Here is a 12,255-nt window from a genome sequence, read left to right as displayed (position 1 = left end):
GCCGTGCTGCGCGCCGCCGAGCCGGGGGCCAATCCGAAACCCGCCCTCGACATCGCCCCCTGGGCCGGCCTCCTCGCCGTCCGCGCCCGTCAGGCAGGCCTGCTGATCCCCGATCGCACGTTGGGGCTGGCATGGTCCGGCGCGATGACACCGCGGCGCGTGGCGGGGCTCCTCCGCCACCTGCCCGACGGCCTGACCGAGCTCTATACCCATCCCGCCACCGGCGGCGGCTTTCCGGGCGAGGCACCCGGCTATGCTTATGCCGCCGAGCGTGACGCCCTGATCGCGCCGGAGACGATCGCGGCCCTGGCGGCATCCGGGGCGGTGAGGGGCGGGTTTTCCGATTTCGCGTAGGCGGTCGACCGCGACCGGATCCCCATCAAAGAAAAAGCGGCCGTCGCTTCACGCGACGGCCGCTTTTTTACGGACCGGTCCCTGGCCCTACTTCACGGCCACGGGCTCGGGCTTTGCCGCCCTGAACCCTGCCACGGCGTCCTCGCCCTCGGGGCGCTTCGGGTCCGGCTTTTTCGGCGGCGGGCCGAGGAAGGCCGGGACCACGAAGAACGCGGCGATGAGGGTGAAGAACAGCGACAGGGCGAGGAGCTTGCCCATGCTGGCCGTGCCGGGATGACTCGACAGAACCAGGGAGCCGAAGGCCGTGCCGGTGGTCAGGGCGGAGAAGAAGATCGCCCGCGTCAGGCTGGAGGCCAGCATGTCGGTGACGCCCGCCCGCCAGGCGATGACGTAGTAGATGTGGAAGGCCACGCCCACGGCGAGCATCAGCGGCAGGGCGATGATGTTGGCGAAGTTGAGCGGCATGCCGACCACATGCAGCGCCATCAGCGTCCATAGCGTGGCGAGCACCAGCGGGCCGAGGGTCATCGCCACGTCCCAGGGCTTCCGCAGGGCCACCGACAGGATGATGAAGATCGCCACCAGCGCCGTCAGCGCCGCCTGCACGAAGGCGCCCAGGATGGTGTAGCTCGACGAGGTCGTCGCCACTGGCGCGCCGGTCGCGTGCGGGGCAACGGTCTGCACCTCCTTGGCGAAACGGCGCAACACGACATTGTCGTTGGCGTCACCGCTCGGATGCACCTCGATCCGGGCGCGGCCGTCGGCGGCGATCCACTCGGCCTTCAGCTTCGGCGGAATGTTGGCGAGGGTGACCTTCTCGGGGGCCAGCATGCCGCGCAGGCGGTTGAGCAGGGTGGCGAGATCGGTGGTGACCGCCACGTTGGCGGCCTGACGCAGCTGCGGCGTAGCCGTGGCGAGGGAATCGAGGGTGCCGGAGAGCGCACCCGCGGCCTTGGCTCCGGCGGCGTCACCGGTGGCGATGCCCTTGAGCGCGGTGGCCGCCTCCTTCAGCGCCTTCACCGTGTCGGCGTCGGTGGGCGGCGGCGGCTTCCTCGCCGGGTTGAGGATGGGGCCGAGGAGCTCGGCCGTCTCGGCGATGGTCGCGAGCTTCTGATCCTGATCCGGGGGGACGAACGTGTCGATGTCGATCACCCGGGCGACCGAGGGCAGGGCCTTCAGCTTGGCCGCGAGCTCGGGCACCGCCTGTACGTTCGGCGCGATCACGTCGATGAGGTTGGGGCTCGTCTCCGGGTCCTTGATCAGGTCGAGATAGGTCGAGATCGATTCCACCTTGGTGCTGCGCAGGTGCATCGGGTTGGAATCGAAGGGCAGCTTGAACAGCAGCGGAATGCCCGCCACCGTGATCACGCCGACGATGATGAGCACGATCTTGCGGTTCTGGATGATCCAGTGGTCGACGCCGGCGAGCCATGTCGTCTCCACGGCCCGCGCTTCGCCCTTCGGCTTGAACACCGCGATGAGGGCAGGGAGCAGGGTGAGAGAGAAGAGATAGGCGACGATCATACCGACGCCGGCGATGAGGCCGAGCTCGGACACGCCGCGGAACGCCGTGGGCAGGAACGCGAAGAACCCCGCCACAAGGGAGATGGCGGCGAGGCTCAAGGACCAGCCGACGCCCCGCGCGGCGGCACGGATGGCGTTCGCCAGATCAGGTTGCTCGAACCGGTCGGCCCGGTATCGCACCGCGAACTGGATCCCGAAATCGATCCCGAGCCCCACGAACAGGGCGGCGAAGGCCACGGAGATCGGGTTCAGCTCGCCCACCATCAGCAGGCCGAGGGCCGCGGTGACGATGAGGCCGGCGAAGGTGGTGATCAGGACGGCGCCGACGAGGGAGGCCGAACGCAGGGCCAGCCAGACGAACAGGATGATGGCGCCGGCCGTGACGCTGTAGTTGAGGAACGCGTCCTCGGCGAGGGTGGCGAATTCGTCATCCGCCACGGCAACCGGGCCGGTGAGGCGCATGCGCGGGTTGTCCGCCGCGTCGAGGCCGCCGAGGGTGTTGATCTTCAGGTCGGTGGCGATGCGCCGGACAAGGGCGGAGGCTTCGGCGCCCGGCTGGAGCGCCGCGTAATCCAGCTTGGGCTGGATCATGATGAACTTGCGGAGTTCCGTACCCTGGGCCTTGCCGTTGGAGAGAAGCAGCTGCCAGGACAGGCGGGCCGGCTCTCCCGCCAGCACCTTGCGCAGCACCTCGTCGATCCGTGTCATCGGACCGTCGAGATCCTCGAGCTTGGCGTCGCCGCTCTTGATACCCCGGGCGCCGAGGCCGAGCACCCGCATGAGGCCGCGGAGGGACGGGTCGGCGGCGAGCGGACCGAGCAGTCCCTGCTGCTGGACGAGCTGGTCCATGGTCTTGGTGAGCTCTTCCTGCGGCATCAGCAGGAAGCCGTTCTTGTCGTAGAACGGGCCGCCATCCGGGCGGTAGACCGTCTCGATCTGATTCGGATGGTCCAGGAGGGCCTGGGCCAACGTGGCCGCGGCCTGTTCGGCGACCTCGGGCGTCTTGCCGTCGATGACGGCGACGAGGGTGCCCGTCCGTTGCGGAAACGCCTTCTCGTAGTTGATCTCGTCCTGGCGCCAGGGCACATCCGTGTCGATGAGACGCTCGACATCGGTGTTGATCCGGAAGAGATGGGCGGCGAGCGCCGCGCTTCCGACAGTGAGGAGCGCCACCAGGCCGATGACCAACCAGCGGCGTTGGACGGAAAACGCAACGAGACGTTCGATCACAAGTATCCTGCCTGACTAGCGACGCGGGCCCCACCTGAACGAGACCGGCCGGTCTCGCGGATGCGAGCGACAGGCGACGATCTCGGCGCGGAACCGGTCTTGGTCCAAGGGTCGGTTACCACCTGTCGAGGCAATCCACGAGTCCCGGCGGTATATCGAGACGTGTCATGCCTCTGCGACGGCCAGCCTCGAACGAGGGTGTCCGTACTCATCGGCAGGCGGAAATGCAACGCGGCCCCATGCTCTTGTCCTGCGGTCGAAGTCATGTGCGCCCGCGCACCGCACCATGTCGACGCCTCGACGGAACGTCGTCCAAGGCCGTGGGCGGGACACCCGTCGCTGTGGGGGCGCGCAGTTCTGACATTCGCTGGCCGAATAGGAAAAAGCACCACGGTTCGGCATAAGGACAGGATATCGCCAGTATCGGAAGCGCGACGACATGCGCCTCCCCTGTGGCCGTATTGCCCCATCACCGCTCAAACACGCATCGTGCGCTGGCCGCGCGGGCGGATCAAGATCTGTTCCAGCCTAGTGCGCTGGAATTTCGCCGCTTTTCGCGGTAATGCACCGGTTCATATCGGGGCCAAAAACAAGGAGCCGCGTCTTGGGTATTCCCCTCCGTTACGTCGCGAAGATTGGCGGCTACATTCTCAAGCAGCACCTCACCGGTCGCAAGCGCTACCCGCTCGTGATGATGATGGAGCCGCTGTTCCGCTGCAATCTCGCCTGCGCCGGCTGCGGGAAGATCGACTATCCGGACGAGATCCTGAACAAGCGTCTGCCGGTGGCCGACGCCCTGGAATCCGTGCGTGAGTGCGGCGCACCCATGGTCGTGATCGCCGGCGGCGAGCCGCTTCTGCACAAGGATCTGCCGCAGATCGTCGAAGGCATCATCGCGCAGAAGAAATTCGCGATCGTGTGCACGAACGCGCTGCTGCTCGAGAAGAAGATCAAGGACTACAAACCCAGCCCGTACTTCACCTGGTCGATCCATCTCGATGGCGACAAGGAGATGCACGACCAGTCGGTGTGCCAGCGCGGCGTCTACGACAAGGCCGTCTCCGCCATCGCGAAGGCCAAGGAGATGGGCTTCCGCGTCACCATCAACTGCACCTTCTTCAACAATTCCTCGGCGGACAAGATCGCCGACTTCTTCGACACCGTGACGAAGCTCGGGATCGACGGTATCACCGTCTCCCCCGGCTACGCCTACGAGCGCGCTCCCGACCAGCAGCACTTCCTCAACCGCAAGGCGACGAAGGACCTGTTCCGCGGCGTGTTCCGGCACGGCAAGGAGAAGGGCCGCCAGAACTGGACCTTCCAGCAGTCGGGCCTGTTCCTCGACTTCCTGGCCGGCAACCAGACCTACCATTGCACTCCGTGGGGCAACCCGACCCGCACCGTGTTCGGCTGGCAGAAGCCCTGCTACCTTCTCGGCGAGGGCTACGCGGCCACCTTCAAGGAGCTGATGGAGGAGACCGACTGGGATTCCTACGGCACCGGCAACTACGAGAAGTGCGCCGACTGCATGGTCCATTCCGGCTACGAGGCGTCCTCGGTGGTCGATTCCGTGAAGAAGCCCTGGAAGCCGCTGATCCACGCCATCCGCGGCATCAAGACCGAAGGCGAGATGGCTCCCGAGGTCAGCCTCGAGAACCAGCGCCCGGCCGAGTTCGTGTTCTCGCGCAACGTCGCGCAGAAGCTGTCCGAGATCAAAGCTTCGGGCGTCGACACCAAGCGCGAGGCGCGCAACCGCACGGCGGCCTGAACCCGCCGCACGCGATGCGTGCCTGAAACGAAAGCCCCGCGCTGCCGATGCAGCGCGGGGCTTTTTCGTGTGCGCCGAGATGATGTCCGGGCGCGTCAGGCGTCCGGAAGGCCGAGGCCGGGGCCGAGAGTGGCCCGGCACCGGGAGAGCGCCGCGAAGGCTTTTCCCGAATCCCTCGCCAGCCGGATCAGCGCGGGCAGATGGGTCGGGTTCCGGCCGAGGGCAGTGAGCACCGCGAGGATGTCGGGGTCGCCGTTCGGCTTTAGCGCCGTCGTGACAAAGGCGGGCAGGGCGCGCTCGGCCGGGTCGCAGACCACGCGAATCGCCGCGAACGGAATGCCGTGGCGGGCCGCGAAGTCCGCAGCGACGTGGGATTCCATATCGACCGCCGCCGCTCCGGTGCTGGCATGGAGTTCGGCCTTCGCGGTCACGCTCACGACCGCCGCGTCCACACCGGCGAGGTCGGCGGACAATGTCGTCAGATCGGCTCTCGACAGGGCGGAGTGAATCGCGTCGCGCAAGACGACATCGGTCTCGCGGCGTCCCGTGTCACCGACGATGCCGGTGGCGATCACCACGTCGCCGGGGAGCAGGGATGGATCGAGTCCTCCCGCGATGCCGAAACTCACCACGGCCCGGCAGCCTGCCGTCACGCGCGCGTCGAGCAGCGCACGCAGGCGCGCGGGCGACCCGCCGGCCCCCACGGCTTCGATTCCGGGACCGGCGGCGAGCCGGGCCTCCTTGGAGAGGCCGGTGACGGCGAGAATGGGAAGCATGGGATGTCCAGCCAGCGCTCCCTCCCCCTCTGCGGGGGAGGATGGCCCTGGCGTCAGCGAGGGTCGGGAGATTTCTGGAGAGGTCGCCCCCTCTCCCGCTGCTCTGCAGGCACCCTCTCCCACAGAGGGGAGAGGGTCGAGGAGAACCTACATCCCGTAGGCGACGGACCGCGTGTTGCTGCGCTTGAGATTGCGGTAGCGCGCCATGGCCCAGAGCGGGAAGAACTTCGGGTAGCCGTGGTAGCGCAGGTAGAAGACCCGCGGGAATCCGGTCGCCGTGTAGCGCTCCTCGGACCAGAAGCCGTCGGCTCCCTGCGTGCGCGTGAGGTAGTTGATGCCCCGCGTCACGGCCGGATCGTCGGCCTCGCCGGCCGCCATCAGCGCCAGCAACGCCCAGGCGGTCTGGGAGGCGGTGGAGTAGCCGGGCTCGAAGGCCGGATCGATCTTGTAGGACGAGGCGTCCTCGCCCCAGCCGCCATCCGGGTTCTGGATACGGATGAGCCACGCCACCGACCGGCGGATCTCCGGCGAGGCCGGGTCGACACCGGCGGCGTTGAGGGCGCACAGCACCGACCAGGTGCCGTAGATGAAGTTCATGCCCCAGCGACCGTACCAGGAGCCGTCCTCCTCCTGATCGTCGAGGAGGTATTTCACCCCGCGATCGAGCGCCTTCGAGGTCTCACGGGTCTCGCCCAGCTGCGAGAGCATCGAGACGACGCGCGCCGTGACGTCGGCGGTGGGCGGATCGAGCAGGGCGCCGTGATCCGAGAACGGGATGTTGTTGAGGTAATGGTGGTTGTTGTCGGCGTCGAACGCCGCCCAGCCGCCATCGCTCGATTGCAGACCCTCGACCCATTCGCGGGCGCGGGCGATGGAGACGGCGTAATCCGGCACGTCGGCGACGAGACCGTGCTGGCGCGTCGCCCGGTCCATCGCCATCACCACCACTGCGGTGTCGTCGAGGTCGGGGAAGTGCGGGTTGGCGTATTGGAACGCCCAGCCGCCGGGGCGGACATTGGGGCGGCCGGCCGCCCAATCGCCCTTGATGTCGAGCACCTGGAGCGGACGCAGCCAGTCGAGCCCGCGCCGTGCCTGATGCTCGGCATCGGGTCCGCCGGCTTCCAGCAGGGCATGGCCGGCAAGGGCCGTGTCCCAGACCGGCGAGAGGCAGGGCTGGACGTAGGCTTCGTGCTCCTTGACCACCACGAGCTTCTCGACCGCCTCGCAGGCGATCCGAACCTGCGGGTGATCGGCCGGATAGCCGAGCACCTCGTACATGAGCACGGTGTTGACCATGGCCGGGAAGATGGCGCCGAGACCGTCCTCGCCGTTGAGGCGCTCGCTGGTCCAGGCCACGGCCTTGTCGATGCCGCGCTGACGCCGCTTCTTCGGGAAATAATCCTGCGTGACCTGCAGCAGGCGGTCGATGGCGCCGAAGATCGGCGTCCACGGCCAGGTCGCGTGCGGGCTGCCGGGCCAGGACCGGACGTGGTCGGGCGGCGTCACGAACAATTCGGAGACGCCGAGCCCGAGGGGGTTCTTGGCCAGCGGCTTCTTGGCCTGCAGCACCAGCAGGGGCACGATCACGCAGCGCGCCCAGTACGAGATCTTGTCGAGGTGGAAGGGAAACCACTTCGGCAGATGCATGATCTCGACGGGCATCACCGGCACGGCGCGCCACGGCACCTCGCCGAACAGAGCCAGCAGGAAGCGCGTGAACACGTTGGAATTGGCCGCACCGCCGCGCGACAGGATGGCCTCGCGGGCACGCCGCATATGCGGGGCCTCGATCGAGTCGCCGACGAACTTCAGCGCGTAATAGGCCTTCACGCTGGCGCTCATGTCGAACGGCCCATCGTGGACCAGCGACCAGCCACCATGCTTGCCCTGCGTGCGGCGCAGATAGTTTCCGATCTTGGCCATCAGGTCGGGCGGAATGGTCGTCGCCCGGAACTGGTGGAACATGATGTATTCGGACGGGATCGTCGCATCCGCTTCGAGCTCGAAGCACAGATGCCCGTCCGCATGGACGAGATTCGTCAGGGCCTGCGTCGCCCGCATGACTCCATGCTCGACGTCGTCCAGGGAAATCTCCTGGGTCTTGGGACGCTGGAGCGTCTCGACCTTCTTGAATGCCTCTCGCATCGTCCTCGCCTCAAGCGCCGCCTGACGCGGCCCCTCTCTCACGCCGCGCCGCGCGTCATAGCTTCACCGCGTCCACGCGCTCCCTTGAGAAGCGCCTGTGCGGCCGTCGTTCCCGAACGGATCGCTCCCTCGATCGTCGATGGCAGGCCGGTCGCGGTCCAGTCGCCTGCCAGGACGAGGTTGTCGTGGGCCGTCACGGCGCTCGCGCGCCGTGCGGCCTCTTTGGGCGTTGCCGCAAAGGTCGCCCGTTTCTCCTTGACGATCTGCCAGCTTGGCAGTTCCGGTGCAAGTCCGGTCAAAGTCGAGAGCTCGGCCCAGATCTGCTTCGCCAAGTCTTCGCGCGGCACGTCCAGCAGGCGGTCGGCCCCGCTGATGGTCACCGACAGTCGGTCCGGATAGGCGAACAGCCATTCCGTCAGACCATTCACCACGCCGAGCAATAATGGCGAGCCCTGTGGAGGAAGGATCGCGAAGTGAGCATTGACGATCGAGCGGTAGGATTGCGGAACGGCCAGGCCCGGCAGGAGATCGGACGCCACCCAGGGCGGCAGGGCCAGAACCACCGAATCGTCGGGACCGAGTGTGATCGATTCGTCGCTGAACAGCAGCGTATCGACACGGCCCGCATCGGCACCGAGTCCGCGCAGGCGACGGCCGAAACGCATCTCGGCGCCGTGCTTGGCCAGATAGGCCAAAGCGGGGTCGATGAAAGCGACAGAGAGACCGCCCACGGCGATGAGCGGCCGGCAGGCGGCGCCGCCCGCGCCCAGGGTCTCGCGCAGGATCGTGGCGGCGAGGCCGACATCGCTTTCCTGCGGATCGGTGTTGAGGGCGGCGAGCAGCACCGGATGCCAAAGGCGCTCGTAGAGCGGTCCGGAACATTCCATGCGCTCGCCGATCGTGCCCGCCCGGCCGGGGGCCTTGCCCGAGGCGGCCCTGAGGATGCTCAGGGGCGCGAGGTAATCCATGGCGCGGCTGCCAGGCACGCGGCGCGAGGCCTGCAGCACCCACCACGGCACACGGCCGGCATTCGGCCGCAGGGTCCAGCGCTCGCCGGTCTTCAGGTCGGCGAAGGGAAACTCGGCCTCGTCCGGCCCGGTCAGGGCATCGGCGGGGGCGCCCACCAGCTTCAGGAAGTCGAGGGACGAGCGGTTGCCCGACAGCAGCAGGTGGTTGCCGTTGTCGATGGTCAGGCCGAGCGTCGAATCGAAATAGGAGCGACAGCGCCCGCCCGCCTGCTTGGCGGCCTCGTGCACGATGACGCGGCGCCCCTGCTCGGCAAGCGACACGGCGGCCGAAAGGCCCGCCAGCCCCGCGCCGACGACGTGAACCGTTCCGGTCTGTTGTCCCGTCATCACAGGATCCCGTGACGAAGCGCGACGCCCAGCAGGGCGAGCTTCGAGGGTTTCACGCGCGCGCGGGGCATGGCCCAGCCGCGCTTCAGCACCGCGTCGAGATAGAGCCGGTAGGCCGCCGCCATCAGGCGAGGGGCCTTCGTCTCCTTGCGGGGATTGCGGTCGATGATCGTCCAAGTGTCGCGGTAATGGGCCTCCGCCTCCCTCGCCACAGCGATGCAGACTTCACCGATGCGGGGATGAGCGATGGCGGCCTGGGGCGTCGGATCGGTCAGGCCGATGGCGGCGAGCTTTTCGCGGGGCAGGTAGAGTCGGCCGCGCTCGGCATCCTCGTCGATGTCGCGCAGAATGTTGGTGAGCTGCAGGGCGCGGCCCTCGTGATGGGCGAGGCGGATGCCATCGGCCTCGGGCAGGCCGAAGATGCGCACGGACAGTCGCCCGACCGCGCTGGCGACCCGGTCGCAATAGAGATCGAGGGTGGCCTCGTCGGGGGCGACGATGTCCTCGAACGCATCCATCGCCATGCCGTCGATGACCGCCTGGAAATCCTCGCGCAACAATCCGTAGCGCCGAATGGGCACCACGAGGTCGCGCACGCGCGGAGCCGGATTGCCGACATAGAGGGCATCGATATCGGCGCGCCAGCGGTCGAGTTCGGCCGCGCGGACGGGCGCCGGGCCACCGTCGTCGGCGACGTCGTCCACCGAACGGCAGAAGGCGTAGACCGCGTACATCGCCTCGCGGCGATCCTTCGGCAGCAGCCGCATGGCGGTGTAGAACGAGGATCCGGCGGCCGGCAGGGCGGCGTCCTGCGCCATCGCGGGTTCCTGGGCGGGTGATGCGGTGGCGCTCATGACTGCGCTCCCTGACTCGCGACGCGCGTGGACTGTCGGCGCAGGATGCGCGAGCGGAACGGACGCCGCGCCAGGGTCGAGGCGATTCCGCCCAGAGCCGTCAGGGCGAAGCCCGCCTTGCCGTGATGGACGTTCTCGGAGAGCGGGTCGCGCGTGAGCAGCCCCTTCGTGAGCACCACGGCGAGGCGGTGGATAGCCGCGATCTCGAGGCTCAGGCGCAGGTCGTCGATCAGGTCGGGCAGCACCGCGCCCTCGTCGAGGAGGACCATGGTCCGCTCGGCGAGTTCACGGATGGCCGCGCGCAGGGCAGGGGAGGCCTTGTCGGCGGCGAGCGCGTCCACGGAGACGCCGTGGCGCTCCAGCACGTCCCGCGGCAGGTAGACCCGGTCGTTGCGGCGATAGTCCTTCGCGCAATCCTGCAGGTGGTTGATGATCTGGAGCGCGGCGCAGATCGCGTCCGACGGCCCCCAGACCACAGCCGGGTCCTCGCCGTGGATGTCGAGGACGAAGCGGCCCACGGGCATCGCGGACAGACGGCAATAGGCGATGAGGTCGTCCCAATCCTCATACCGGTTCTTCCGCGCGTCGAGGCGGAAGGCGTCGAGGAGTTCGAGGGCATGCGTCGCCGGAAGGCCGCGCGCGGCGAGTTCCCGCTTCAGCGGCTCCGCCTCGCGGTCGGAGGGCCCCTTGCCGGTCAAGGCGTCGGCGAGGTCGTCGAGGAGCTCGACCTTGCGCTCGGACGACAGTTCGGCATGGTCGGCGACGTCGTCGCCCGCACGCACGAAATCGTAGAAGGCCAGGATCGCGCCGCGATTCTTCGGATGGATCAGGTGGGAGGCGACGGGAAAGTTCTCGTCCTTGTGCCCCTTGCCCGAACGCGCGTCCGTCGCGCTGTCGAGGGTTGCGGTCACTTCAGATACCCCGATTGGCGGAACCAGCCGAGGGCGTCTGACAGCCCCTCGCGGTAGGGCCGCGCGGAATAGCCGAGTTCGGCCCGTGCCTTGGCATCGGTGAAGAACATGCGGTAGCGCGACATCTTGATTCCGTCGATGGTCGCGAAGGGCGTCTTCCCGGTGATCCGCGCCATCTGTTCGGAGATGAACGCGATCGGGTAGACCACGGCGCGCGGCAGGTTGATGGTCGGCGCCTTGCGGCCGACCATGCCGGCGATGTCGGCGAGCATCTGCGACAGCAGGACGTTCTCGCCGCCCAGGATGTAGCGCTCGCCGGTGCGGCCATGGCGCAGGGCCAGGAGATGGCCGTAGGCGACGTCGTCCACATGGGCGAGGTTGAGGCCGGTATCGACGAAGGCCGGCATCCGGCCGAGGGCCGCTTCCACGATGATCCGGCCCGTCGGGGTCGGCTTGACGTCGCGGGGGCCGATGGGCGTCGACGGGTTGACGATGACCACGGGCAGGCCGTTGCGGGCCGCCATCTCCTCGACGACGCGCTCGGAGACGACCTTGCTGCGCTTGTAGGCGCCGATGGCCGTGCCGGGGGTGAGGGGCCGTGTCTCGTCGGCGGGCGTGCCGTCGTCGTGCGGCTTGATGGTCGCGACGCTCGACGTGTAGACGATCCGCTCGATACCGGCCCGGAGGGCTTCCTCCATGAGGATGACGGCGCCGTCGCGGTTGGTGCGGACGATCTCTTCCGGGTCCGGCGCCCAGAGCCGGTAATCGGCGGCGGCATGGACGAGGTAACGCTGGCCGGCGAGCGCGGCGGCGACCGACGCGCGGTCACGCATGTCGCCCTCGACGATCTCGACGTCGTTCCACACGAGGTTGGTGCGCGGCGACGAGGCCCGCACCATGATCCGCACGGAGAAGCCGGCCTTGCGGAACACGTCCACGAGGGCGGCACCGAGGAACCCACTCGCTCCGGTAATGAGAACCGGGCCGGCATCGTAACGGCTCTCGTCGAACCTGCCGGAAGGGGTGGCCTCTGTCATTTCTCTCGTAGGGTCAGGGGATTGGACAAGGAGACGCGCCGGGGCGAACCGGCATCATGCCCGGCCTTTTCTCATCGTTAGGCGGGGCGAACAAGCGCAGCGCGGCCACACACGGAGACTTCCGTGCGCGGCCACACGCCGGGGGCCTCAGGTCAGGCGAGACGCAGGCGTCCGGCCTTCTGCTCAGGCAGAGCGGCCTGGACGGTCCTGACGATGCCGTCGGCGTCGAGGCCGGCCTCGGCGTACATCGCCTCCGGGCTGTTGTGGTCCTGGTAGGTGTCCGGCAGCGTCAGCGTCCGAA

At 68.1% G+C, this 12,255-nt stretch carries 9 protein-coding genes; 2 read left to right on the top strand and 7 right to left on the bottom strand.

Annotated elements, in window-relative coordinates; translation table 11 throughout:
• On the top strand, positions 1-354 hold a 354-nt coding region (locus tag FV220_RS21395; RefSeq protein ID WP_348642100.1), incomplete at its 5' end, for a ChbG/HpnK family deacetylase.
• An 87-nt stretch (positions 355-441) separates the two neighbouring features.
• Here the strand turns inward: FV220_RS21395 and FV220_RS21390 are convergent.
• Positions 442-3,108, bottom strand: a complete 2,667-nt coding sequence (locus FV220_RS21390) for an MMPL family transporter (RefSeq protein ID WP_147833143.1) — start codon at positions 3,106-3,108, stop codon at positions 442-444.
• A 604-nt stretch (positions 3,109-3,712) separates the two neighbouring features.
• Here FV220_RS21390 and hpnH point away from each other — a divergent pair.
• Positions 3,713-4,876 (top strand): adenosyl-hopene transferase HpnH, encoded by a 1,164-nt coding sequence (gene hpnH / locus FV220_RS21385; protein WP_018044393.1) that lies wholly within the window; start codon positions 3,713-3,715, stop codon positions 4,874-4,876.
• A 95-nt stretch (positions 4,877-4,971) separates the two neighbouring features.
• Here hpnH and FV220_RS21380 read toward each other — a convergent pair whose 3' ends face one another.
• The 6 genes from FV220_RS21380 to hpnA form a co-directional block, all read right to left on the bottom strand.
• Positions 4,972-5,652, bottom strand: coding sequence for a phosphorylase (locus FV220_RS21380; protein ID WP_018044392.1), 681 nt, complete (start codon positions 5,650-5,652; stop codon positions 4,972-4,974).
• 147 nt (positions 5,653-5,799) lie between these two features.
• Positions 5,800-7,797 (bottom strand): squalene--hopene cyclase, encoded by a 1,998-nt coding sequence (gene shc / locus FV220_RS21375; RefSeq protein WP_056146495.1) that lies wholly within the window; start codon positions 7,795-7,797, stop codon positions 5,800-5,802.
• Positions 7,798-7,835: 38 nt separating this feature from the next.
• Positions 7,836-9,152 carry a hydroxysqualene dehydroxylase HpnE gene (hpnE, locus tag FV220_RS21370; RefSeq protein WP_147833142.1) on the bottom strand — a complete coding sequence of 439 codons (1,317 nt, stop codon included), beginning with the start codon at positions 9,150-9,152 and terminating at the stop codon, positions 7,836-7,838.
• Positions 9,152-10,006, bottom strand: coding sequence for a presqualene diphosphate synthase HpnD (hpnD, locus tag FV220_RS21365; protein ID WP_147833141.1), 855 nt, complete (start codon positions 10,004-10,006; stop codon positions 9,152-9,154). Before hpnD ends, hpnE begins: the two co-directional genes overlap by 1 nt.
• Positions 10,003-10,917 (bottom strand): squalene synthase HpnC, encoded by a 915-nt coding sequence (hpnC, locus tag FV220_RS21360; protein ID WP_147833140.1) that lies wholly within the window; start codon positions 10,915-10,917, stop codon positions 10,003-10,005. Before hpnC ends, hpnD begins: the two co-directional genes overlap by 4 nt.
• Positions 10,914-11,954, bottom strand: a complete 1,041-nt coding sequence (gene hpnA, locus FV220_RS21355; RefSeq protein WP_056146502.1) for a hopanoid-associated sugar epimerase — start codon at positions 11,952-11,954, stop codon at positions 10,914-10,916. Before hpnA ends, hpnC begins: the two co-directional genes overlap by 4 nt.
• Positions 11,955-12,255 lie beyond the last annotated feature (301 nt).

It is taken from the genome of Methylobacterium sp. WL19 (assembly GCF_008040005.1).
In the GTDB taxonomy this organism is placed as follows: domain Bacteria; phylum Pseudomonadota; class Alphaproteobacteria; order Rhizobiales; family Beijerinckiaceae; genus Methylobacterium; species Methylobacterium bullatum.
This window is presented reverse-complemented; position numbering and strand designations above follow the sequence as displayed.

What these genes read in the sequence shown, in the direction of transcription:
- FV220_RS21380 (WP_018044392.1), bottom strand. Translation starts at nt 5,652, where the DNA reads ATGCTTCCCATTCTCGCCGTCACCGGCCTCTCCAAGGAGGCCCGGCTC.
- shc (WP_056146495.1), bottom strand. Translation starts at nt 7,797, where the DNA reads ATGCGAGAGGCATTCAAGAAGGTCGAGACGCTCCAGCGTCCCAAGACC.
- hpnE (WP_147833142.1), bottom strand. Translation starts at nt 9,152, where the DNA reads ATGACGGGACAACAGACCGGAACGGTTCACGTCGTCGGCGCGGGGCTG.
- hpnD (WP_147833141.1), bottom strand. Translation starts at nt 10,006, where the DNA reads ATGAGCGCCACCGCATCACCCGCCCAGGAACCCGCGATGGCGCAGGAC.
- hpnA (WP_056146502.1), bottom strand. Translation starts at nt 11,954, where the DNA reads ATGACAGAGGCCACCCCTTCCGGCAGGTTCGACGAGAGCCGTTACGAT.